The sequence below is a fragment of the Nocardia sp. CS682 genome (genome assembly GCF_004634405.1).
GTDB lineage: Bacteria > Actinomycetota > Actinomycetes > Mycobacteriales > Mycobacteriaceae > Nocardia > Nocardia ninae.
The window spans coordinates 2,971,426-2,994,372 of sequence record NZ_CP029710.1 but is presented as its reverse complement, the minus strand read 5'-3'; the positions used below and the strand labels follow the sequence as shown (position 1 = coordinate 2,994,372).

Sequence of the window (22,947 nt, the reverse complement as noted above, 5' to 3'; positions counted from 1 at the left end):
GAGCACGTCGACGAATCACTCAGTCGAACCAGCCCTGCGCAAGACCGCGGTCGTCGTCGGCCACGGCATGGTCGGGCATCGTTTCGTGGAGGCACTGCGCTCGCGCGACGAGGCAGGACAGTGGCAGGTTGTCGTGCTCAGCGAGGAACGGCTGCCCGCCTACGACCGCGTGGGTCTGTCGACCTACGTCGGCGCCTGGGATACCGCGGCGCTGGCCCTGCCCGGCAACGAATACGCCGGCGACGCCCTCGTGGACCTGCGGCTCGGCCAGCGCGCCGAGTCGATCGACCGGGACGCCCGCAAGGTCACCACGTCGGCAGGCGACACCATCGCCTACGACGCGCTGGTGCTCGCCACCGGCTCCTATCCCTTCGTGCCGCCGGTGCCCGGCCACGATCGCCCGGAATGCTTCGTCTACCGCACCATCGACGACCTGGACGGCATCCGGGCCGCCGCCGAGGCCGCCGGACCGGGCGCGGTCGGCGTGGTGGTCGGCGGCGGCCTGCTCGGCCTGGAGGCCGCGAACGCGCTGCGGCTGCTCGGCCTCACCCCGCACGTGGTCGAGTACAACCAGCGGCTGATGCCCGCCCAGGTGGACGAGGGTGGTGGCGCCATCCTGGAACGGTTGGTCACCGATCTCGGCCTGCACGTGCACACCGGCGTCGGCACGTCCTCGATCGAGGCAGGCGACAACGGCATCCGGGTCAGCCTGTCCGACGACTCGGTCATCGAAGCCTCGCTCGTCGTCTTCTCGGCGGGTGTCCGCCCGCGCGACCAGATCGCCCGCGACAGTGGGCTGGAGGTCGGCCCGCGCGGCGGCATCATCACCGACCTCGGCTTACAGACCTCGGATCCGAGCATCTGGGCCATCGGCGAATGCGCCGCGGTCGAGGGCACCTGCTACGGCCTCGTCGCGCCCGGCTACACCACCGCCGAGATCGTCGCCGACCGATTGCTCGGCGGCGCAGGCGAATTCCCCGGCGCGGACATGTCGACCAAGCTCAAGCTGCTCGGCGTCGACGTGGCCAGCTTCGGTGACGCGCACGGCACCACCGAGGGCGCGCTGTCGGTGGTGCTGCACGACGCCGCCAAGGGCACCTACGCGAAACTCGTTGTCTCCGATGACGCGCAGATCCTGCTCGGCGGCATCCTGGTCGGCGACGCCACCGCCTACGCCGCGTTGCGCCCACTGGTCGGGCGGCCGCTGCCTGCCGAGCCCGCCGCGCTGATCTCGCCCGCCGGTGCGGAATTGGGCGCCGACGCGCTACCCGACGACGCGCAGATCTGCTCCTGCAACAACGTGTCCAAGGGCGCGATCTGCGGCGCCATCGCCGAGGGCGCCTGCGACATCCCGGGCATCAAGAAGTGCACGACCGCCGGAACCTCCTGCGGCGGTTGCGTTCCCATGCTCAAGAAGCTGCTCGAGCAGTCCGGCGTGGAGATGTCCAAGGCGCTGTGCGAGCACTTCACCCAGTCGCGCGCCGAGCTGTTCCAGATCGTTCAGGTCACCGGCATCCGCACCTTCTCCGGCCTGATCACCAAGTACGGCAAGGGCACCGGCTGCGACATCTGCAAGCCGACCGTCGCCTCCATCCTGGCCTCCACCTCCAGCGAGCACATCCTCGACGGCGAGCAGGCCGCGCTGCAGGACACCAACGACCACTTCCTGGCCAACCTGCAGAAGAACGGCACCTACTCGGTGGTGCCGCGGATGCCCGGCGGTGAGGTGACCGCCGATCAGCTCATCACCATCGGCCAGATCGCCAAGGACTTCGACCTGTACGTGAAGGTCACCGGCGGCCAGCGGATCGACCTGTTCGGCGCCAGGGTGGAGCAGTTGCCGCAGATCTGGCAGCGCCTGGTCGACGTCGGCATGGAATCCGGTCACGCGTACGGCAAGTCGCTGCGCACGGTGAAGAGCTGCGTCGGCTCCACCTGGTGCCGCTACGGCCAGCAGGACTCGGTCGGCATGGCGGTGTTGCTCGAAAAGCGTTACCGCGGACTGCGTTCCCCGCACAAGCTGAAGCTGGCCGTGTCCGGTTGCGCCCGCGAGTGCGCCGAGGCGCGGGGCAAGGACGTCGGCGTGATCGCCACCGAGCACGGCTGGAACCTCTACGTCGGCGGCAACGGCGGCCTCACCCCGAAGCACGCGGTGCTGCTCGCCGGTGACCTCGACGACGAGACCCTGATCAAGTACATCGATCGGTACCTGATGTTCTACGTCCGCACCGCCGACCGGTTACAGCGCACCGCGCCGTGGCAGGAGGCGCTCGAGGGCGGCATCGACTACCTCAAGCAGGTCATCTGCGAGGACAGCCTCGGCATCGCCGAGGAACTGGAGGCGGTGATGGCCCAACATGTCGCCGGCTACCGCGACGAGTGGGCGGCCGTGCTGGAGGACGAGGAGAAGCTGTCGCGCTTCGTCTCCTTCGTCAATGCCCCGGATGAGACCGACCCCACAATCGCGTTCGATGAAACCGGGGAACGCAAGGTACCGGTGTTGCTGGGCATGCCGGACGTGCCCGCCGCCATGCTCGGGAAATAACGGCTTAACCGCATAGAAACAGGACGCCTGTACCAATGGGTAAGGCGTTTGGAGGATGACACCGATGACCGTGATCGATACCCCCGGTTTTGCCGCTACGACCGCCACCGGCTGGACGCAAGCATGCCGGCTCGACTACCTGATCCCCGGCCGCGGCGTTGCGGTGTTGCTGAAGGGCGGCCGTCAGGCCGCGTTGTTCCTGCTGTCCGACGGCATGCTCTACGCCGTGGGCAACATCGACCCGATCGGACGCGCGGCGGTCATTTCGCGCGGCATCGTCGGCGACCGCGGCGGCGTCCCGGTCGTCGCCTCACCCCTGCTGAAGCAGGCGTTCTCCCTGGTCGACGGGCGCTGCCTGGACGACGAATCGGCGGCGCTGCCGGTGTACGCGGTCCGCGTAGCCGAGGGCATCGTGTCGATCTCCAACGAGCCGGTCACCGCCGGGCTCGCCTCCTCGGACGGATGAACGCATGACAACCATCGAGCCGGGCCCCTGCCTTGCCGGATTCACCATCGGCATCACAGCGGCCAGACGGGCCGACGAGTTCGCCACGCTGCTCGTCCGACGCGGCGCCGACATCGTGTCGGCGCCGGCCATTCGCATCATTCCGCTGGCCGACGACACCGAGCTGGAGCGGGTGACCCGCCAGCTCATCGTCGAACCGCCGCAGATCGCGGTGGCCACCACCGGCATCGGCTTCCGCGGCTGGATGGAGGCCGCCGAAGGCTGGGGCGTCGCGGAGGAGTTGCGTGCCACGCTCGGGGCCACCCGGATGCTGGCGCGCGGCCCGAAAGCCAAGGGCGCCATCCGCGCCGCCGAACTGCGTGAGGAGTGGTCGCCGGCCTCGGAGTCGTCCGCCGAGGTGCTCGATCACCTGCTCGCCGAGGGCGTGGAGGGCGTGCGGATCGCGGTGCAGCTGCACGGCGCCACCACCGAGTGGGAGCCGGTGCCCGACTTCTGCGAGGTATTGCGTTGTGCCGGTGCGGATGTCGTGCCGGTGCCGGTGTACCGGTGGATGCCGCCGGAGGATCAGGGTCCGATGGACCAGCTGATCGAGGCCATCGTCACCGCGAACCTGGACTGTGTGACGTTCACCAGCGCGCCCGCGGTGGCGTCGATGTTGATGCGCGCCAAGGAAACCGGACTGCTCGAGGGTGTGCTGCACGCGCTGCGCGGCCGGGTGCTGGCCGCCTGCGTCGGCCCGATCACCGCGGCGCCGCTGGAGGAGCTCGGTGTGGCGACGTCGATGCCCGGTCGGGCCCGGCTCGGTGCGCTGGCTCGCCACGTCGCCGAGGAACTGCCGCGACGGGCCAACCGCATCTATGCCGCGGGCCACACGCTCAGCGTGCGTGGCGGCTGCGTGGTGGTCGACGGTGAGGTGCGTCAGCTCGCGCCCGCGCCGATGGCGCTGATGCGGTCGCTGGCGCGCCAGCCCGGCCGGGTCGTTTCCCGGGAGAACCTGCTCGCCGCGCTGCCCGGCGGCGGTGACGACACGCACGCCGTGGAGACCGCGATCGCCCGGCTGCGGGCCGGGCTCGGTGCGCCGAAGGCGATTCAGACGGTGGTCAAGCGCGGCTATCGACTGGCGCTGGACGCGGCCGAATGCATCGACAACAATCCGCGTCCCGAGCTGTCGGGGCCGCAGGCGCCCGGTGCGCCGACGCGGTACGTGCAGACGTTGGGGTCCTTGTGACCCCGCCCGCCCTGGTGCTGGTGGCGCACGGCACCAGGAGCACCCGTGGGGTTCAGATGATCGCCGCGCTGGCTGAGGCGGTGGCCAGGGAGCTCGGCGTCGCGGTTTCGGGGCGCGACGCCGAGCTGCCCGATCCGGCCGTGCGGACCGCTTTCGTGGACGTTCTCGGTCCGTCACCGGCCGAGGTGCTGCGCGATCTGGGCGACACGGCGGGGGAATCCGTTCCCGCCGTGGTCGTTCCGGCGTTCCTCGCCTCCGGGTACCACGTCTACCAGGACGTGCCACGGGAAGTAGCCGAGAGCGGGCATGCCGCCGTGGCCGTCACCCCGGCCATGGGTCCGGACCCGGCATTGGCCCGGATCATGACGATGCGGCTGCGGGCCGCTGGCTGGCGTCCCGGTGACGCGGTCGTCTTCGCCGCCGCCGGATCCTCCGATGCTCGTGCCCGCCAGGATGTTCGCCGGGCCGCCGCCATGCTCGCCGAACACCTCGGTACCCCAGTCCGGATCGGCTATATCGCAACCGGTGCGCCGCGGGTTGCGGAAGTCGTTGCCGCCCTGCGGGAGTCGGGTTCGCAACGGGTCTTCGTCGCTTCGTATCTGCTGGCGCACGGTCTGTTCCAGCAACGCCTGCACGATGCGGGCGCCGACGGCGTCGCCGAGCCCATCGGTGTGCATCCCGCCGTGGTCCGGCTCATCGTCGACCGTTATCGCGCGGCCGCGCGGGAATTGGTGCGGACCCGGGCCGCTTGAGTTCGCGCTTCGAGCTGGGGGTGTCATCGACATGGTGAGCCGAGATAAGTTCGTGCTGTCGGCTGCCGCCGGTAAGTGAACGGCTCCACCACGACGCCTCTCATTGAGTGAACGGCTCAATGGTGACGCCTCTCATTGAGCCAACGGCTCCACGTAGCAGGGTGTGTGCCGAGATGCGTTCGTGGTGGGATATTCGTCGAATCCGATAGACCAGCGCCCGCTGTCTGTCCAGGCAGCGACCCTTGCACGCGCCGATCATGCTGCAATTACGGCGAGTTCGGGCCTGGATGCCGTAGGTTTGCCCGAGAAACGATTCAGCGGTGGCTTCCGAATGCATGGGAGGCGTGTTGACCGGAGCCGACGACGCCGTGCCTGGCGATGCCACGGCGCAGCGGATGTACCCACTCTCGACCGTGCAACAGAGTTGGTGGGTGGCCCAGCAACTGCAACCCGAGGTGCCGCTCACGGTCGCGATGTACCTGGATCTGTGTGGACCCCTCGACATAGCACTGATGGCACGTTGTGCCCGGCGCGCGGCCCGGGAACTCGAATCGCCGCACGTGCGACTCCGGACCGTCGACGGGCAGCCGCGGCAGTATGTCGATCCGGACGCGGAGCTGCCGATCGAGGTCGTGGACCTGACGACCGGCATCGACCCGGTCGCTACCGCGCTCGCCGCGATGGAGCGTGACTACAGCGCACCGCTGGATCCGCGCACCGACGACCACACCGTCGCCACCCTCTTCCGGGTAGCGCCGCAGCACCACCTGCTGTACCTGCGCAGCCACCACCTCGTACTGGACGGCCTCGGTGCCGCGGCGGTGCTGCGCCGCACCGGGGAGCTCTATCGCGCCGAAGTCCTTGCGGCCCAGCGGGACACCGAGCCGCGAGTAGTGCGCGGGACGAGCGACGCGCTGCTCGACACCGGCCGCTTGGTCGGAGCGGGCCGTCGCCCGTCCGGGCGAGTGCTGTGGCGGTCCGCGGATCATCGCGCATCGACCGAAACGCGCGAAGCGGCAGGCGAATCCACGCAGCGCGCCGGTACCGTGCTGTCGAACGGTGCCGCCGATCGCGCCAAAGCCGGTTCGGTGCAGGACCTTCCGGCGCTCTCGGTGCCGGAAATCTTGGCAACCGAGCAGGCCTACCGGGATTCACCACGCCGAGCGGTCGATCGGGACTACTGGCTTGATCGGCTCGCCGGACTTGGTGCGCCGGTGAGCCTGGCCGGCCAACCTGCCGCACCGCAGGCACGGCCGCACCGGGTGACGGCGACCGTCGATGCCGCCACCGCGGAGCTACTCGCCGCCGCCAGGACCCGCCACGGCGCGACTTTCCCGGAGTTGGCCCTCGCGGCGTTCGCCTGCTTCCTGGCCCGGATGACGGGCAACGGAGAGGTCTGCCTGACCCTGCCCGTCCCCGCGCGCACCACCGCGGGACTGCGGCGCTCGGCCGGTTCGCTGTCGAATGTGGTGCCGCTGCGACTATCCCAGCTCGACACCAGCACCGTCGGTGCGGTCATCGCCCAGGTCCGGTCGACCGTCATCGGCGCCTTGCGGCACCAGCGCTACCGCTTCGAGGACATGCGCCGCGACAGCGGCCGGGATCAGGCCCTCGGCAGCGGATTCGGACCGTTGGTCAATGTCCTCGGCTTCGCCGAACCGCTCCGGCTCGGCCCGCTGACCGGCCAGGCCAGGCTGCTCGCGCTCGGACCCGTCGAGGATCTGATGGTCAACGGCTACCAGGCCGGTCCGGACGACCGCTCGGTCAGCATCGATTTTCAGGCCAACCCGACGCGCTACCGCCACGACACCGTGGTGTGGCAGCACCGCATGTTCCTGGAGTACTTCCGCCGCTTCCTCGCCGCGGCGCCCGACTGCCCGATAGTCGCGGTCGACGGCGCCCGGCCCGCTCCGGTCGTCGCGCCGCCCGCCGGGCCGGTGCGGGTGCTGCCCGAACTGCTGTGCGCACACTCAGCCTCGGATGCTGTTGCGGTGCAGGACGATACCCGCACCATGACCTACCGCGAACTGGACGAGGCGTCCTCGCGGCTGGCCCGCGAGTTGATGGCAGGTGGCGCGCGTCCCGGTGAGTTCGTGTTGGTCGCCGTACCGCGATCGCTGGAATCGGTGCTGGCCCTGTGGGCGGTCGCGAAGACCGGCGCCTGCTTCGTCCCGGTCGATCCGTCCGATCCGGCCGCGCGGATCGCCACGGTCATCGCGGATTCCCGTGCCCGGCAAGGCATTACGATCAGCGCGGTGCGGGAGAAGTTTCCCAGCGACACCGGATTCTTCGGCCGCCTCGACCCTGCCGCGGCAGACGCGGGCCGCGCGAGCGACCATGACGCACGCGGCGGGACCGGGTGTGGCATCGACTGGTTGGTGCTCGACGACCCGCGGTGTATTGCGGAGGTCGAGCGCCGGTCGGCGACACCGGTGGCCGACGCGGAGCGGCCGCGTGCCCTGCGACCTGCCCACCCGGCCTATCTGATCTACACCTCCGGCACGACCGGGCGGCCGAAAGGGGTGGCGGTCAGTCATCGCGGCCTCGGTTCGCTGACCGACTACATCGTCGAGCACTGGGGCGTCGGCAGAGACTCGGTGGTGCTGCATTCGCACGCCCCGTCTTTCGACGCACATCTCCTCGATGTCCTTGCCGCGTTCGCGTCCGGTGCGCGCTTGGTGGTGCAGCCGCCGTCGGTGGTATCCGGCGCCGAACTGGCACGGCTGCTCCGCGCGACAGGCTGCACCCATTACCTGACGACTCCTGCGGTGCTCGCCACGCTCTCCCCGGCGGAGGTGCCCGGTCTCTCGGTGGTGGCCATCGGTGGCGAGGCTTGCCCGACGAAGCTGGTGCGCGAATGGGCGCCGCACGTGCGGTTGTTCAACGGATACGGGCCGACCGAGGCCACCGTGATGGCGACGGAGACCGCGGCGATGGCGATCGACGCGCCGGTCACCATCGGGCGCGCGCTCCCCGGGGTGCTCGCGGTGGTGCTGGACTCCCGATTGGCGCGGCTGCCCGACGGTGCCCGGGGTGAGCTGTATCTCGGCGGCATCGGCGTCGCCGATTGTTATGTCCGCAATCCGGCGGGCACCGCGGTGCGGTTCATCGCCGATCCGTTCGGGGTCGGGCGGCGGCTGTACCGCACCGGCGACCTGGTCAGCGCGGGCCCCGACGGGGTGTTCGAGTTCCTAGGTCGCGTCGACGCCCAGGTCGAGGTGCGCGGGCGGCGGATCGAGCCCGCCGAGATCGAGGCGGCGCTGCTCGCCGGACTGGACATCGAGTACGCGGTCGTCACGGTCGCCGACGCCGGTCGGCCCGAGGCGCGACTGGTGGGTTACGTGGTCGCCGCCCCCGGCGTCGCGTTCGACGCGGCGGCCACGCTGCACCGATTGCGCGCGACGCTGCCCGCCGCGCTGGTGCCCTCGGCGCTCATCGAACTCGACCGGCTTCCGGTGGCGAGCAACGGAAAACTGGACCGTGCCGCTTTGCCGCCGTCGATCATCGTGCAGCGGCCATATCGCGCCCCGGAGAACATGATTCAGCGTCTGGTCGCCGAGCGCATCGGCACGGCCACCGGGCAGTCCAGGGTCGGCCTGAACGACGACTTCTTCGAACTCGGCGGGAATTCGATACTAGGCGTGGCGGTCTCGGCCGAATTGGCCGCGGCGACCGGGGTGCCGGTGACGGTGCGCTGGTTGTACGCGGCGCCGACCGTGCGGGCGCTCGCCGAGCGGATCACCACCTACGACGGCACCGATACCAGCGACGACGACGCGTTCGGCGTATTGCTCGCGTTGCGCCGCAACGGAACTCGCCCGCCACTGTTCTGCGTCCACTCGGCGGTCCCGCTGGCCTGGTGCTACGCCGGATTGGCGCGGCACATCACGGACCGGCCGGTGTACGGCCTGCAGGCGCCGACGCTGACCGGACCGCGCCGCACGCTCGGCACCATCGACGAGCTGGCCGACAGCTATGTCGATGCGATGCTGCGCGTGCAGCCGGAGGGGCCGTACCACCTGCTCGGCTGGTCCCTCGGTGGTCAGATCGCGCACGCGATCGCGGTGCGCCTGCGCGCCCGCGGTGCCGCGGTGGCGGTGCTGGCCATGCTGGACAGCGTCGTCTTCCCCGACGGCGTCGATCCGCCGCCCGCGCCTCGGATGCGAGATCTGCTGACGCACTTGCTCGGTGACGAGCCGGAAGACGGCGACGCGGCCCCCGAGCTGACGGCCGCGCAGGCCGCCGATGAATTGGCCTGCGCCGGTGCGTCATTCGGTACCGGCCTGTCGGCGGCGCAACTGGAACGGCTGCATCGCGGTTATGTGGACGGCGTCGCCCTCTCGCATGGCTACCGGCCCGGCGTCTTCGACGGTGACCTGCTGTACTTTTCGGCTACCCGCGGTGTGACCGAGCTGTTCGGCGCCGAGATATGGCGGCCGTTCATCACCGGTGACCTCATCGAACATCCCGTGCAGGCGACGCATGCGCAGCTCACCAACGCGGATGTGGTCGGCGTGATCGGACCGATATTGGCGCGGCATCTGGAGCGCACGGCGGTGCCCGTCGCGGTGCGGCAGCGCGCGGTGCACGGTTCGAGCGCGTAGGGGTACTTGCCGTCGCTGGTCGATAGCTGGATATCGGTGATCGCCGATGGTGCCATTACCGACCTGCGCGTTCAATCGTTGCCCGAACACGCCCGGTGAATGCCGGATGTCCCGGCGGCCCTGGGAGATACTCGACGCCATGCGCCGGCTGATGCGATGCCTGGTTCCCCTTCTCGCGGTCGTCGCCGCGATCGTCCCGGCCGGTCCGGCCGCCGCCGATCCCGACTCCCGCATCCTCGAGGTACGCCCGCTCGACGGGCGGCAGCTCGAGGTCGTCGTGCACTCGGCGGCGATGAACAAGCCCATCACGCTGTGGATGTCGCATCCCGGTGCCGGTGCGCCCGCGCTGTATCTGCTCAACGCGGTCGACGGCGGCGAGGACGGCGGGCCGTGGACGCGGCGCACCGATGTCGCGGAGTTCTTCGCGGACAAGAACGTCAACGTCATCGTGCCGATGGGTGGGCGCGCCAGTTACTACACCGACTGGCTGCACGACGATCCGGTGCTCGGCCGCAACAAGTGGACCACCTTCCTGACCCGCGAACTGCCGCCGTTGCTGGAGGGCAGGTTCGGCATGACTGGGCGCAATGCCGTTGCGGGACTGTCCATGTCGGCGACCTCGGCGTTGAACCTCGCGACCGGCGCTCCCGGCCTCTATCAGGCGGTCGGTGCCTACAGCGGGTGCCCGCGCACCAGTGATTCGGTGGCGCAGGCCTACGTCTCGTCGCAGCTCGCGGTGTTCGGCGCGAACGCCGCGAACATGTGGGGCGGGCCGGACAGCCCGGCCTGGGCCGAGCACGATCCGATGCTGAACGCCGAACGCTTGCGCGGTGTGGCGCTGTATGTTTCGTCCGGCACCGGCGCACCGGGGGAGCACGACACCATCGGTGACCGCGGCATCGACGGCAACCCGGCCCGGTTGCTCGACCGCATGCTCGTCGGCGGAGTGATGGAGACCGTCATCGGCGGCTGCACCCGGCCGTTCGTGGATCGGCTGCACCAACTCGGCATCCCGGTCACCGCGAATCTGCGGCCTGCCGGTACCCACGCCTGGACCTACTGGGAAGACGACGTGCACCTGTCCTGGCCGTTGTTCGCCGCGGCGATCGGCGCGTGAGGCTTTCGCCGAGAATCTGTCGGTGCCAGGGTCGACAATTCCGCTATGGCATATGACGAGGAGTTGGCCGATCGCATCCGGCTGCTGATCAAGCCGGGGCCGGAGCTGTCCGAGCGCAAGATGTTCGGCGGCTTGGCCTTTTTGATCGGCGGCAATATGGCGGTGGCGGCCAGTGGGCAAGGCGGCTTGCTGGTCCGGGTCGACCGGACGGAAAGCGACAGGCTGCTCGCGAACGAATTCGTGGAGCCCATGGTGATGGGCGGCCGGGAAATGGTCGGCTGGCTGCGCGTCACCCCCGAGGCGGCCGACGACGACACCGTGCTGCGCGAATGGGTCGATCGTGGCGTCGGCTACGCGCGGACGCTGCCGCCGAAGAAGAAGTAGCCGGTTACCCGCGCACCTGCCTGCGGTAGGTGACCCGGTCGAATTCGTGGCCGTACTCGTCGACGGCGATCACGTCCATCTCGCTGGCGAAGATGCCGGGACGGACGTCGACGCGCAGGAACGAATAATTTCGGAACCGCACCCGCGACCACGGGGCCGCCTCGTCCTGCTTGTCGCCGCCGGGTGCCCACACGTAGCTGTTCGGTACGGACGTGTCCGGTAACTCGTTGCCCCGGTAGGACTCTCGGGATCCTGGTTGGAAGTCGTAGCGGGGCCGACCGCCGCCGCCGACCGTGTAGTAGACGGTGCCGTCGGTCTCCGGGTACACCACCGAATTGTCGCCCGAGACCTTCGTCGCGACATTGCCGCGGATCGGGTCGGTGCGTTCGAAAACGTGATTGTGCCCCTGCAACACCAGATCCACCTGGTAGCGGTCGAACAATGCGACCCAGGCGTCACGCACGCCGCCGTCGCTGGCGTGCGCCTCGGTCGTCGAATAGGCGCAGTGGTGGAAGAAGCAGACCAGGAAATCGATATCCGGGTTCGCCCGGTAGGCGGCGAGCGTGCGCTCCACCCAACTCGTCTGCGCCCCATCGGAATACCCGGTATTCGCGCGAATCTCGTAGGAGACGTCATTGGCGTCGAGCGAGAGCACCGCGACATTGCCGTAGGTGAACGAATACGCCGACGGGCAGCCGGCCGGCCCGTTACCGGGAAAGTCGAGGCGCGCCGCGTGACCGCCGTAGCCGTGCGAACCGTAGGTCGCCTCCATATCGTGGTTGCCGGTGGCGAACATCCACGGCGTCTGAGCGGCGCTCACCTCGATGGCGCCGAAATAGACGTCCCAGACGTACGGATTGAACTTGTCGAAGCCGTGCGCCGATTTCGCACCGTGCGAGACGAATTGGTTCGGTTTGCCCGCACCGGACGGATCGGCGTAAGCGATGTCGCCCGCCAAAATATGGAAATCCGGTTTGGCCCTGGCGATTTGGCGCAGCACACTCGTGGCGTGCGGGACATTCGGATCGTTGTCCGCCTTGTAGTACTTGTCGTCGTAATCACCGGGCGCGACACCCGACGGCAACGCAGGCGTTTCGTCGGTCCCCTGATCGCCCATCATGGTGAAACGAAACGGCACGAGCGCCGCCCGCGCGGTCGGCATCGCCGTCGCAGCCGCACGGATATCACCGGCGAAGCCGTCCGCCGTGCGCCAGCGATAGTAGTGCGGCACCCGCCCCGGCAACCCGTCCACCGGCGCGTGCACATAGAACTGCTCGGCCGCCAGCACGCCGCCATCACTACTCGGCACCTGCGTCAGCAGATTGCGCACCTCCGCCTCCACCGTCGCACCGAGCGCAGGGGTCGGCCCATGGTCGAGAAACACCTTGGTACCCGCGGGCCGCCTGGACAATTGCCCCGCAAACCGCAGCTGACTGGTCGCATCCGCCCCGAACCCCACATGCCGCCCCCCAACCGCCAACGGCGCATCCTGCGCATAAGCCCGCCGCCCGAACGGCGAAGTACCCACCGCCGCCACGGCCGCCGCAGCCGCCGCCCCCCGCAACACATTGCGCCGCGAAACCCGATGCCGCCGCAAATACTCCCGATGCCACTCATGCTGCTCAGCCACAGTCATCTCGGCAGACAGCCCACCCGGTATCCCGGTCTCCGGAACATCACCAACAGGATTCAGCGGATTCGACCCCATACCCACCGATGCTGTACCCCCCGCAAGCCTCCAGCAACTCGACACCGCAAGCCAAGTGCGAACACTGGATGAACTCTCCCGATCGGAGCGCTACATCCCGGCAATCACGACAAATCTGCCCCAATTCCACAACCACAGCCGGATTCGGCCGCCCCTTCGAAGACGGCCTCGCCTTGTGTCGAGCCCGAATCCAGCTGCCCCCCAATGTGAATCGAACATATTTTCGAATATCGAGGTACCTTCGGCGGAATGGTCGGTTCCCAGCACGAGGCGATGCACCGGATCTTTCAGCACGACCCAACAATGTTCGCGCGCGCATTCCGCGCGTTGGACGTGCCATTAGACGATCCAACCGAAGTGGTCTTGCTACCAACGGATCTCACCGAAGTCAGACCGCTGGAGCGACGAGTAGACACTCTATTACGGTTCACCACGGCCACGGGCCAGTTCCTGCTCCTGGTCGAGGCGCAGGGGGAGGACGACCCGGCCAAACCTTCGGCATGGGCGTACTACCTTGCGCACGCGCACGCGAAGTACCGCCTCCCCGCACTGCTGCTGGTCGTCTGCCACGACCACGCCACCGCGCTGTGGGCGGCCCGTCCCGTAGCGTTCGGCCAGCCGTTCTGGTCGAGCCTCACGATGCGCCCCCTCGTCCTCGGCCCGGAAAACGTGCCCGTAATGACCGACCCCGACAAGGCCGCCGCCGACATCGCGCTCACCGCACTCTCCGCGATGACACATGCCAAAGACCCCTGCATCGGTGAGATACTGAAGGCGCTCGCCGCCGCCCTGCGGGGGATCGACGAGGAGGACGCCCACGTCATCGCCGAACTCACCGAACTCGGCCTGGGTAAGAGCCCGGCCGCCAACACTTGGAGGCACCTGATGTCGATCGACCCATCGTTCTTCCGCTCGGAGACGTCGCAGCGCCTGCGGGAAGAGGGGCGGACCGAGGGGCTAATCGAGGGGGAGGCGAAGACGACCGCCAGAAACATTCTGCGGGTCCTGGAGCGGCGCGGAGTCACCGTCGGGGATGATGCGCGAGGCCGGATCACATCGTGTACTGACCGTGATGTGTTGGCGGGTTGGCTCGATCGGGCGGTGACGGTGACCGCTGCCGTTGAGCTTTTCGAGTCCGAGTAGTGGAGATCCACGTCCACCCGTCTGTCGTGGCGGAGATTTCCCGGCGGGTCCAGGCCCAAAGGCGTGCCGAGGCGCGTGCTGAGGGACTGATTAAGGGGGAGACGAAGGGTGTCGTGGGCAGCATTCTCGAGCTCCTGGATGAGCGGTCGATCGAGGTTTCGCTTGATGCGCGGGCCCGCATCGCGTCGTGCGAAGACCGGGACGTACTTCGTTTGTGGCTCCGTCGCTCGGTGACTGTGACCAACGTCGCCGACCTTTTCGAGTCCGTCGGGCAAGATTGCGATCATGGATCGCTCGCTGATGGGGATTGCTGAGGACGAACCGATGGTGGGGCGGGTGGTGGAGTGGGCTCGGGGGCGTGACGATGTTCGGGTGGTGTTGCGGACGGGGTCGCGGGCTCGGGGAGACGGCGCGGTGGATGCGTTGTCGGACCACGATATCGAGCTGTACACCACGGATGTGGAGCGGTATTCGGGGGATGACGGGTGGGTGCGGGAGTTGGGGGAGGTGTGGGTGAATGTCGAGTTGGCGGGGCCGTATGACAATCCGGCGCATCTGGTGTTCTTCGAGGGTGGGGTGAAGGTCGACTTTCAGGTGGTGCCGGTGCAGCGGCTGGGGGAGATGGTCGAGGGCGGTCTCGACGAGCTGCATGAGCGGGGATATCAGGTGCTGTTCGATCGGGATGGGTCGGCGGCGGGGCTGCCTGCGGCGACCGGGTCGGCACCGGTCGGGGAGCTGCCTGATCAGGAGGAGTTCGGGGCGCTGTGCTCGGAGTTCTGGTTCGAGATCGCCCATCTGCCAAGGTATTCGGCGCGCGGTGAGCTCTGGGTCGTGAAGTCTCGGGACTGGGAGACCAAGGAACTGCTGTTGACGATGATCGAATGGCATGCGATTTCGCGGCACGGCAGTGGGCACGATGTTTGGCATGCGGGCACCAAGATGCGGCAGTGGGCGGCGCAGGGGGTGTGGGAGCGGGTCGAGGGGATCTTCGCGATCGGTGATCCGTTGCGGCAGGCGCAGGCTACGGCGGATCTGTTCGGTGAGCTCGCCAGAGAGGTCGCTACGGCCGGTGGACTGGACTACCCCGAAAAGGCGGAGAAGACGATCCGGCCATCCCTCGACCAGCTGCCGTCGCTCTGACAGGCCTCGCCGAAATATCTCGAGAAATTTCGACGAGATAGGTCGAGACAGCGAAAACGGCTCCGACCAGAGGGTGACAGCAAGTCACACCACCGGCAAGGAGCCCATCATGTCCGTCAATACTTTCCTCTGGTTCGACAGCGCCGCCGAGGAAGCCGCCACCCGGTACACCACCCTCGTGCCGAACTCCCGGATCACCGACGTCGCCCGCAACTCGGACGGAACGGCGTTCATCGTCGCGATCGAACTCGACGGCCACGCGGTCACCTTGATGAACGGCGGCCCGGGACACGCGCTCACCGACGCAGCCTCGCTGCAACTGGTCGTCGAAACCCAGGACGAGATCGACCGACTCTGGGACGCCCTGACCGACGGCGGCGAGCCGGGCCCGTGCGGTTGGCTCACCGACCGCTACGGCCTGTCCTGGCAGGTCACCCCGGCCGTGCTGCCGAACCTGATGAGCGGCGACCCCGCCAAGACGATCGCCGTCGGCACCGCCCTGCGCAGCATGTCCAAGCTCGACATCAAAACCCTCCAGGACGCCTACGACAACGCCTGAACCGACCGCCCGCCTCCGCCGAGAGGCGGGCGTTCAAATCTTGCCGCTGACCGCCGTACGTTCCGAGAGCACGAGCCGCCGTCGCCACACTCCCGCGAGCAGGCAGGCAAGCAGACCCGTACCGAGCATGACGAACAGCCCGGTATCACCGGCGAGGTACTCCCCGAACACCACGGGATGATCAGTCGCCACGATCGCGGGCAGCACCGCGAACGCCCAGTTGTGCGCGAAGTGCGCAAGCACCGGCGGCCACACGCTGTCCGACGCGAGCCGCAGATAACCGAAGAAGAAAGAGAACGCGAGCACGCTTCCGATGAACAGCGAAAGAGTAAGCAGGCGATTGCCTTCGCTGTGGTAGTAGGGCGTGAACAGGATGTAGGGCAGATGCCAAGCCGCCCAAACCCCGCCGACGAGCAGCATGGCCCGTCGCTCGCCCAGCCACATCACCCGCGGGAGAAGGTAACCGCGCCAACCGATTTCCTCGGCGAACGCGAGAATCGGCCCGGTGATCGCCAGCACGAGCATATTCATCCACATGTCCGAGCCAGGCGAGGTGAACGACGCGTAGCCGAGCAACACCACCAGACCCGTGGCCACCACCGACACCGCGATACTCCCACCGACAGCCAGCGGCCACTGCCGAATCCCACTGCGGGACAACCCGACCCGGTCCCACCCTGCGTGACCGTCTCGAGTAACCGCCAGCAGCAGCACGGTGACCAGCACCGGCGACAACGCCAGCACCAACCCGCCGGCCACCTCGGCCGTCGCCACTGCGATCCCCAGCACCAGGACAATGAAGACGGCCGCGGCCGACCGATCCGAAACCTGACGCCGCACACTACCTCCACCGATGACCGACCGACCGACGCTCACCGTAGGCCGGACCGGCGCACCCCTGCTATCGGGGAACACCCTGAATCCCGAGGTCAGCACGCCTCAGGGCTAAGGTCGGTTCATGCGATTCGAAGCGAGAATCGAGTCCGGCGCCGGCGGCGGCGCGTACGTCGCGGTGCCAACGGAGGTTGTCGCGGCGCTCGGTGGCGGCGGCCGCATCCCGGTCGAGGCGGACTTCGACGGCATCGGCTACCGGGGCTCCATCGTCGACATGGGTTCCGGGCCCTGTCTCGGCCTGCTGAAGGCGATCCGTACCGAGTTGGGTAAGGCACCTGGTGACACGGTGGTGGTGACGGTGTCCCGAGACGACGCCGAACGCACCGTCGACATCCCGGACGACCTGGCCGAAGCACTGCGCTCCGCAGGCCGCCGCGACGCCTTCGACAAGCTGTCCTACTCGCGCCGCCGCGAACACGTCACGGCCGTCACCGACGCCAAGCGCGCGGATACCCGCGCGAGACGGATCACGAAGATCGTCGACTCGCTGGGCTGATCCGCCTACACGGCGCCCGGATCGATGTCCGCGAACGTATCCACCCAACGATGCGGTGGCCGAGGCGGATTGGGCTCGCCGGGCCTGGCGAGGCCGACGGCATGCCAACCGGCCGCGACGGCCGCGTCGAGCTCGTCCGGATGGTCGGACAGGAACAGGATCCGATCGCCGGACACGCCGATCGCACCCGCGATCTTCTCGTACGACGACGGCTCACGCTTGCCGCCCGCCGTCGACAGGTCGAAGTAGCCGCGAACCAGCGAGGCCAATTCGCCGCCACGCGCGAAGGTGAACCAGTCCTGTTGATTACGAACAGATCCCGACGAATACACGTACACGGCGAGACCGTCCGCATGCCAGGCGCGCAGCGCCGGTGGCACATCGGCGAAGAACTCCCCGTGCAACGCGCCGTTGCGGAACCCCTCCGCGCAGATCAGCCCCTGGGCGGCCTTGAGCGACTCGGCTTTGACGTCGGAATCGAGCCAGCCGCGCAATATCGCCGCGACCTCATCGGTGCCGGCCGACGGCTGCCCAGCCTGCGCCTTGGCCGCCGCGAGAATGGGAGCCGCTGCGCCCGTGCGGTTCTCGGCCAACCACGCCGGAAGACGCGCACGGGTATAGCCGTACAGGTCTTCGCGCACCGAACTGGTCGGGCTGGTGGTCCCTTCGATATCGAGGACGACCGTCGTGATCATGAGGTGGCGAGCAGCTCGTCGAGGGTCGGAAACCCCGCGCTGATCCGGTCCCCGGTGAAGTCACCCACCCAGCCGTCCGCCTCCTCGAAGAAGCGGATGGCGATGAAGTCGGGCCGACTGCCCATGTCGAACCAGTGCAGGGTGCCCGCGGGCACCGAGAGCAGATCGCCGCCCTCGCAGACCACGGCCAGCACCTCCTGCCCGAGATGCAGGTAGAAGCAGCCGCGGCCGGCGGCGAAGTAGCGGACCTCGTCCTCGGCGTGCCGGTGTTCGTCGAGGAACTTCGCCCGCGCACCCTCGGCGACCTTCGGCCACTCGGGGTCGGCGTCGTCCGGGTGGATGCGGGCGACGTCGATGTGCTGGTAGCGCCCGGACTCGTTCAGCGCGGCGACCTGGTCGGTGTAGTGCGCGAGCAGCTCATCGGAGGCGATCGCCGCCGCATTCTCCACCACCGGCCAGCGGCCGAAAGTTATGCCGTGCTTTGCCAATTCGGTGCCGATCACCGCGTCATCGGTGGTCCGCACCCGCACGTCGGCCGCGTTGTCGGCGGCCATCACCTGGAGCAGGGTCATGTCAGTCCAATCTCGAGAGTCTCGTCGCGCGACCCGAACGCCTGCCTGCGACCGGTGCGGGCCACCAGCTCACACAGCGCCTCCAGGCATTCGGCACGATCACGCGCCTGGGAAAGATTGTCCCCCCACGCGGTGATCCCGTGACCGGTGATGAACAGGATCGGGGGAGCGGCGGGGTGGTCGGTGAGATAGCGCTCGATATCGGCGCCGATGCGCGGCACGTCCGGCCAGTTGGGGAACACGGGAATGTCGATGACCGCCGGGTTGCTGCCGCCGAGACCCTTGATGAGCTCGTAATCGGTGATCCGCAGCGAGGTCACCTCGTCCGAACCGCCGGCTCGCGTGGCCAGCGCGGTGGCATGGGGCGGATGGATGTGCACGACCGCCTGCGCGGCGGTGGCGCGGTAGGCCGCCGTGTGAATTGTGGTCTCCGCCGAGGGCTTCCGGCTGCTCCCGGCCACCGGTGTCGAATCCGCGACCCGGACGGTCACCATGTCGTGTTCGGTGAGTTCACCTTTGGACAACCCGCTGCCGGTGATCACGGCGGTCTCGCCGGTCCGCACCGAGATATTGCCCGCGGTGCCCGGCATCCAGCCCCGCTGGTACAGGCCGCGCGCGATATCGGCGATCGTCCTGCCGGGCAAGGGATTACCGCTGGCCGCGGCCGGCCCGGCACCAGCAGGCCGATGATCGCCCGGGACGAGGGTTCGGGTCGACCCCGCCCCGGTCGTCGCGTCGCAGCGATGCACCACACCGAGTTCCGAGACCACCGCCGTCACCAACGCACCGGGCGTCACATCGAACGCCGGGTTGAACACCGCGGTCCCTTCGGGAGCCGTTGTCACACCACCGAATCCGATCACCTCGGCGGCGGCCCGCTCCTCGACGACGATGTCGCGCCCGGTCGCCATGTTCGGATCCCTGGTCGATTCCGGCGCGACCACGATGAACGGAATGCCGTGATGCCGCGCCGCGAGCGCGAGCGAATACGTGCCGATCTTGTTTGCGACATCACCGTTCACGGTGACCCGATCGGCGCCGACCAGTACACAGTCGACCTGCCCCGTCGCCATGGCCCAGGCCGCCGCGGCATCGATGGTCAGCCGATGCGGAATACCCGCCTCGGCGAGCTCCCAGGTGGTGAGCCGCGCGCCCTGCAACAACGGCCTGGTCTCGTCGACCAGCACGTTCGCGAGCGCGCCGCGTTCGAACAGCACGCGCAGCGTGCCGATCGCGGTACCGAACGCACTCGTCGCGAGCCGCCCGGTGTTGCAGTGGGTGAGTACCCGCAACGGCCGGTTCGGGCATAGCTCCTGCACCAGGTCGGCGGCGTGCGTCGCGGCGGCCCGGTTGACCCGGCCGTCCTCGGCGAGCATGTCCATGGTTTCGGCGAGCACGGCGTCGGCGCCCAGTGCGATCTTGGCGCGCACGCGCTGCACCGCCCACGCGAGGTTCACCGCGGTCGGCCGTGCGGCCGCGATGCGATCGGCGTCGTCGTGCACCCTGGCCTCGTCCACCACGCCGTCGACGGTGTGCGCGGCGGTGGCGATGACCACGCCGAACGCCCCCGCGATACCGATGGCGGGCGCGCCCCGGATGGCGAGCACCCGGATGGCGTCGATGACCGCGTCGACCGTGTCGAGCCGCAGCTCGCGGACTTCGTGCGGCAGTCCGCGCTGGTCGATGGTGACCAGCGCACCGTCGTCCCAGCTCAGGGAACTGTCGTCCATCAGGCGCATCCTTCGTCGCGTGGAACCGTGTTGTGCCTGGTCAACGGTATCGGACGCGAACGGCGCGGAGAAAGTCGGCCGAGTGGCCGGAACCGGACGAGCCGAGGGCGCCCGGTTACCCGGATGCGGCTTCCGCCCGCAACTTCACGGCCCGTGCGCGCGGGTCGTAGTTCGGTTCGACCCCCTCGATCAGCAGCAGATCGCCGTCGATGTGGTCGGTGCGCAGGTGCATGATCCGCTGATACGCGGGCGAGTGGTACCACGCTCGTGCCGTATCCAGATCGGGGAACTCCAGCAGCACCATGCTGCCCGGCCAGTCGCCCTCGACCACCTCGGCGGGCGGTCCGTGGATGACGAAGCGGCCGTGGAACGGATCCAGGGTGTCCTGAATGCGTTCGAGGTACTCGAGAATGTCGGGGTGCGGCCTGCGGGCGCGCAGGTGGGCGAAGCCATAGGCGGACATGAGCGGCTCCCGTCGTCGGTGGCGTCGCCGGAGCACGACGCCGATCCGAACGTAGGCCGCGCGCCGGTGCCGGACAATTACCTCGGAGGTAAGCGTCGATCTGCTTACTCCGCAACGAATTCCGCCTCCCGCTCGACCGCCTCGATGGTGCCCGCAGGCACTCGGATCGGGCCCGGGGTGTAGGTGATCGCCCGTAACGCGCCGGTGTAGCGGAAGGTGCCGCGACGCTCCCGCAGGTCCCACGAGACCGGTCCGCGGGCGTCCACGCCGACGGAGATGCCGGTCCACGGCGACATGCCCACCAGTTGCACCTGGTCGCGGAGCTCAGCGACCGGGGCTCCGTCGACCTCGAGCACGAAATCCCAGCGCAGGCGCGGACGGACCGTCGCCGTCACCGAGATGCGGCGGGTACCCGGCGCGAGCGGACCGGCCGACGCCGAGTCGTACCTGCCGTAACTGTTCATCCCGAAGGTCAGCCAGCCGTCCTCGAGGTAGAGCAGGTAGCCGCCGAGCGGATCACCGTGGGCCACCAGGACGCCCTCGTCGCCGGGCCGATAGTTGTCCAGCTCCGCGTCGATGGTGAAGTCCCGGTAGGCGATCAGCCGCTGCGACCGGTAGCGCTCCAAGGTCGGTGTCCCCGGTAGCAAGCGGAGGGGTTCCGCGAGGCGCCGCTCCTCCGGCCGCCTGCGAGCCAGGTCCTGCCGGGTGAGCAGGGGGAAAACGGTGTTTGCCCAGGCGGATTCGTCCCAGGCGGCGGCCAGCTCGGCGGCTCGCTCGGGAAACCGTTCCGAAAGGTCGTGCAGCTCGGTCGGATCGGCGCGGACGTCGAACAACTGCCAGTTCGGCGCGTCGATATCGCCGCCGCGGTCGTGCAGGGACAGCAGCTTCCAGCCGTCGCGATAGAAGCCGCGATGCCCGGTCATCTCGGAGTACTGCTCGGTGTGCCCGGTCCTGGCGCGCGGATCGCGTAGCAGCTCGGCGGCGGAGACTCCGTCGAAGTCCTTGGCGGGCAGACCGTTACGCACGCTCGGCCGTTGCAGTCCGGCGAGCTCCAGCAGGGTCGGTGCGAGATCGGTGACGTAGGCGTATTCGTGGCGGATGCCGTTGTCACCGTCGTTGCGCGGCAACCCCTTCGGCCACGAGACGAGCAACGGCACTCGCACGCCGCCGGCGAAAGTCTGTCCCTTGTAGAACCGGAACGGCGTGTTCGACGCCTGTCCCCAGCCGCGTGGATAGTGCACGCCGAGCCGCGCGGTGCCGATCAGCTCCTCGTCGAGCGGGACATCCCCGATCCAGTCCGGGTCATCGATGTGCGCGAACTCGGCGAAGTAGCTGCGGGTGCCCTCCGGTCCGCCCTCGGCGGTGCCGCCGTTGTCGGAGGTGAACACCACGATGGTGTTGTCGAGTTCGCCGAGCTGCTCCAGGGTTTCGAGAATGCGGGCGAGGCTCTGGTCGATGCTGTCGACCATGCCCGCGTACACCTCCATGTACCTGGCGAAGCGGCGCTGCTGCGCCGCGGTGAGCGAATCCCATTCCGCCGCTTCGTAACCGGGCTCGGTATTGCGCGGCTTCTGCTCGGTGCCCGGTGGGAACAGGCCCTGCGCGAGCTGAGCGGTAAACCTGCGCTGGCGCAACCTGTCCCACCCCTCGGCGTAGCGACCCCGGTATTTGGCCAGGTCCGCTGGCTTGGCCTGCAAGGGACCGTGCATGGCGACGTGCGCGAAGTAGAGGAAGAACGGCTTGGCCGCGTCGTGTGCGCGCAGATCCTTGAGGTAGGAGATCGCCTTGTCGGTCAGATCATCGGTGAGGTAGTAGCCAGGCGGGTACTGCTCGACGTCGACGACGGAGCTGTCCGACACCAGCTGGTTCGGGTAGTAGAAGGAGTTCAGTCCCTCCAGCGAGCCGTAGTAGCGGTCGAACCCACGCTGGGTCGGCCAGGAGTCCCGGTGCGCCGCCGGGTTCATCGTGGCGTCGCGCACCAGATGCCACTTGCCGACCGCGTAGGTCGCGTACCCGTTGGCGCGCAAGATCTCCGGCAGGGTCAGCACGTCGTCGGCCAGCTCCAGTCGCAGGCCGGGGTAGCCGGGATCGGCATTGGCGACGAAGCCGAAACCCGCACGGTGGGAGTTGATTCCGGTGAGTAGCGCGGCCCGCGACGGCGAGCACAGCGGGGTGGTGTGGTAGTTCGTCAGCCGGACACCGCGCGCGGCGAGCCGATCCAGCGTCGGGGTCTCGATCTCGGATCCGAACGGGCCGATGTCGCTGTATCCCAGATCGTCGACCAGCACCACCAGGATGTTCGGCGCGCCGGCCGGGGCCGCCGGCGGGTAGGTCCAGTCGGGGGTCGACGCCGCGGCGGTGCGTCCGATGGTGCCGGCGAAGGACTCGTAGCCGCGGGCATGGGAAGGAACAGGCATCCACCCAGTAAAAGGCGGGGTATGCCCAGGTCAC

At 68.6% G+C, this 22,947-nt stretch carries 18 protein-coding genes; 11 read left to right on the top strand and 7 right to left on the bottom strand.

All coding sequences use genetic code 11. The features are described from left to right. Window positions 1–34 precede the first annotated feature (34 nt). The 7 genes from nirB (at window position 35) to DMB37_RS13425 (ending at window position 11,096) form a co-directional block, all read left to right on the top strand. The gene (gene nirB, locus DMB37_RS13455) at window positions 35–2,545 is read left to right on the top strand and encodes a nitrite reductase large subunit NirB (protein WP_135237553.1); all 2,511 of its coding nucleotides are present in this window, start codon (window positions 35–37) and stop codon (window positions 2,543–2,545) included. 64 nt (window positions 2,546–2,609) lie between these two features. Continuing rightward, window positions 2,610–3,011 (top strand): nitrite reductase small subunit NirD, encoded by a 402-nt coding sequence (gene nirD / locus DMB37_RS13450; protein ID WP_135232996.1) that lies wholly within the window; start codon window positions 2,610–2,612, stop codon window positions 3,009–3,011. 4 nt (window positions 3,012–3,015) lie between these two features. Continuing rightward, the gene (locus tag DMB37_RS13445) at window positions 3,016–4,239 is read left to right on the top strand and encodes a uroporphyrinogen-III synthase (RefSeq protein ID WP_135232995.1); all 1,224 of its coding nucleotides are present in this window, start codon (window positions 3,016–3,018) and stop codon (window positions 4,237–4,239) included. Next, window positions 4,236–4,991, top strand: coding sequence for a sirohydrochlorin chelatase (locus tag DMB37_RS13440; protein ID WP_135232994.1), 756 nt, complete (start codon window positions 4,236–4,238; stop codon window positions 4,989–4,991). The genes DMB37_RS13445 and DMB37_RS13440 overlap by 4 nt, the downstream gene beginning before the upstream one ends. A 347-nt stretch (window positions 4,992–5,338) precedes the next feature. Then, a complete protein-coding gene (locus DMB37_RS13435) occupies window positions 5,339–9,595 on the top strand; it encodes an amino acid adenylation domain-containing protein (protein WP_240772380.1) in 4,257 nt (1,418 codons plus the stop codon). A gap of 139 nt (window positions 9,596–9,734) precedes the next feature. Next, a complete protein-coding gene (locus DMB37_RS13430) occupies window positions 9,735–10,712 on the top strand; it encodes an alpha/beta hydrolase family protein (RefSeq protein WP_135237551.1) in 978 nt (325 codons plus the stop codon). A 45-nt stretch (window positions 10,713–10,757) separates the two neighbouring features. Further along, window positions 10,758–11,096 carry a TfoX/Sxy family protein gene (locus tag DMB37_RS13425; RefSeq protein ID WP_135232993.1) on the top strand — a complete coding sequence of 113 codons (339 nt, stop codon included), beginning with the start codon at window positions 10,758–10,760 and terminating at the stop codon, window positions 11,094–11,096. Window positions 11,097–11,100: 4 nt separating this feature from the next. Here DMB37_RS13425 and DMB37_RS13420 read toward each other — a convergent pair whose 3' ends face one another. Then, window positions 11,101–12,804 (bottom strand): metallophosphoesterase, encoded by a 1,704-nt coding sequence (locus tag DMB37_RS13420; protein ID WP_135232992.1) that lies wholly within the window; start codon window positions 12,802–12,804, stop codon window positions 11,101–11,103. A 249-nt stretch (window positions 12,805–13,053) separates the two neighbouring features. Between DMB37_RS13420 and DMB37_RS13415 the strand changes: the two genes are divergently transcribed. The 3 genes from DMB37_RS13415 to DMB37_RS13405 all read left to right on the top strand — a co-directional run bounded on the left by DMB37_RS13415 (window position 13,054) and on the right by DMB37_RS13405 (window position 15,646). After that, window positions 13,054–13,947 (top strand): hypothetical protein, encoded by an 894-nt coding sequence (locus DMB37_RS13415; RefSeq protein ID WP_135232991.1) that lies wholly within the window; start codon window positions 13,054–13,056, stop codon window positions 13,945–13,947. Between the two features lie 285 nt (window positions 13,948–14,232). Further along, a complete protein-coding gene (locus DMB37_RS13410; protein ID WP_206055249.1) occupies window positions 14,233–15,087 on the top strand; it encodes an aminoglycoside 6-adenylyltransferase in 855 nt (284 codons plus the stop codon). Between the two features lie 109 nt (window positions 15,088–15,196). Next, on the top strand, window positions 15,197–15,646 hold the full coding sequence (locus tag DMB37_RS13405) for a VOC family protein (protein WP_135232990.1): 450 nt from the start codon (window positions 15,197–15,199) through the stop codon (window positions 15,644–15,646). A gap of 33 nt (window positions 15,647–15,679) precedes the next feature. Here DMB37_RS13405 and DMB37_RS13400 read toward each other — a convergent pair whose 3' ends face one another. Continuing rightward, the gene (locus DMB37_RS13400; protein ID WP_135232989.1) at window positions 15,680–16,486 is read right to left on the bottom strand and encodes a CPBP family intramembrane glutamic endopeptidase; all 807 of its coding nucleotides are present in this window, start codon (window positions 16,484–16,486) and stop codon (window positions 15,680–15,682) included. A 118-nt stretch (window positions 16,487–16,604) separates the two neighbouring features. Here DMB37_RS13400 and DMB37_RS13395 point away from each other — a divergent pair, with 118 nt between their 5' ends. Beyond that, on the top strand, window positions 16,605–17,036 hold the full coding sequence (locus tag DMB37_RS13395) for a YdeI/OmpD-associated family protein (RefSeq protein ID WP_135232988.1): 432 nt from the start codon (window positions 16,605–16,607) through the stop codon (window positions 17,034–17,036). Window positions 17,037–17,041: 5 nt separating this feature from the next. Here the strand turns inward: DMB37_RS13395 and mtnC are convergent, their stop codons facing one another. The 5 genes from mtnC to DMB37_RS13370 all read right to left on the bottom strand — a co-directional run bounded on the left by mtnC (window position 17,042) and on the right by DMB37_RS13370 (window position 22,913). Then, a complete protein-coding gene (gene mtnC / locus DMB37_RS13390) occupies window positions 17,042–17,731 on the bottom strand; it encodes an acireductone synthase (protein ID WP_135232987.1) in 690 nt (229 codons plus the stop codon). Next, window positions 17,728–18,303 (bottom strand): acireductone dioxygenase, encoded by a 576-nt coding sequence (locus DMB37_RS13385; RefSeq protein WP_135232986.1) that lies wholly within the window; start codon window positions 18,301–18,303, stop codon window positions 17,728–17,730. Before DMB37_RS13385 ends, mtnC begins: the two co-directional genes overlap by 4 nt. Next, window positions 18,300–20,033, bottom strand: a complete 1,734-nt coding sequence (gene mtnA, locus DMB37_RS13380) for an S-methyl-5-thioribose-1-phosphate isomerase (protein ID WP_135232985.1) — start codon at window positions 20,031–20,033, stop codon at window positions 18,300–18,302. The genes DMB37_RS13385 and mtnA overlap by 4 nt, the downstream gene beginning before the upstream one ends. 115 nt (window positions 20,034–20,148) lie before the next feature. Further along, the gene (locus DMB37_RS13375; RefSeq protein WP_135232984.1) at window positions 20,149–20,496 is read right to left on the bottom strand and encodes a DUF1330 domain-containing protein; all 348 of its coding nucleotides are present in this window, start codon (window positions 20,494–20,496) and stop codon (window positions 20,149–20,151) included. 104 nt (window positions 20,497–20,600) lie between these two features. Further along, window positions 20,601–22,913, bottom strand: coding sequence for an arylsulfatase (locus tag DMB37_RS13370; RefSeq protein WP_135232983.1), 2,313 nt, complete (start codon window positions 22,911–22,913; stop codon window positions 20,601–20,603). Between the last annotated feature and the right edge of the window lie 34 nt (window positions 22,914–22,947).

Excerpts from the sequence above, each read along its gene's own strand:
- nirD (WP_135232996.1), top strand. The coding sequence starts at position 2,610 with ATGACCGTGATCGATACCCCCGGTTTTGCCGCTACGACCGCCACCGGC.
- DMB37_RS13445 (WP_135232995.1), top strand. The coding sequence starts at position 3,016 with ATGACAACCATCGAGCCGGGCCCCTGCCTTGCCGGATTCACCATCGGC.
- DMB37_RS13430 (WP_135237551.1), top strand. The coding sequence starts at position 9,735 with ATGCGCCGGCTGATGCGATGCCTGGTTCCCCTTCTCGCGGTCGTCGCC.
- DMB37_RS13425 (WP_135232993.1), top strand. The coding sequence starts at position 10,758 with ATGGCATATGACGAGGAGTTGGCCGATCGCATCCGGCTGCTGATCAAG.
- DMB37_RS13420 (WP_135232992.1), bottom strand. The coding sequence starts at position 12,804 with ATGGGGTCGAATCCGCTGAATCCTGTTGGTGATGTTCCGGAGACCGGG.
- DMB37_RS13415 (WP_135232991.1), top strand. The coding sequence starts at position 13,054 with ATGGTCGGTTCCCAGCACGAGGCGATGCACCGGATCTTTCAGCACGAC.
- DMB37_RS13410 (WP_206055249.1), top strand. The coding sequence starts at position 14,233 with ATGGATCGCTCGCTGATGGGGATTGCTGAGGACGAACCGATGGTGGGG.
- DMB37_RS13405 (WP_135232990.1), top strand. The coding sequence starts at position 15,197 with ATGTCCGTCAATACTTTCCTCTGGTTCGACAGCGCCGCCGAGGAAGCC.
- DMB37_RS13395 (WP_135232988.1), top strand. The coding sequence starts at position 16,605 with ATGCGATTCGAAGCGAGAATCGAGTCCGGCGCCGGCGGCGGCGCGTAC.
- mtnC (WP_135232987.1), bottom strand. The coding sequence starts at position 17,731 with ATGATCACGACGGTCGTCCTCGATATCGAAGGGACCACCAGCCCGACC.
- DMB37_RS13385 (WP_135232986.1), bottom strand. The coding sequence starts at position 18,303 with ATGACCCTGCTCCAGGTGATGGCCGCCGACAACGCGGCCGACGTGCGG.
- mtnA (WP_135232985.1), bottom strand. The coding sequence starts at position 20,033 with ATGGACGACAGTTCCCTGAGCTGGGACGACGGTGCGCTGGTCACCATC.
- DMB37_RS13375 (WP_135232984.1), bottom strand. The coding sequence starts at position 20,496 with ATGTCCGCCTATGGCTTCGCCCACCTGCGCGCCCGCAGGCCGCACCCC.
- DMB37_RS13370 (WP_135232983.1), bottom strand. The coding sequence starts at position 22,913 with ATGCCTGTTCCTTCCCATGCCCGCGGCTACGAGTCCTTCGCCGGCACC.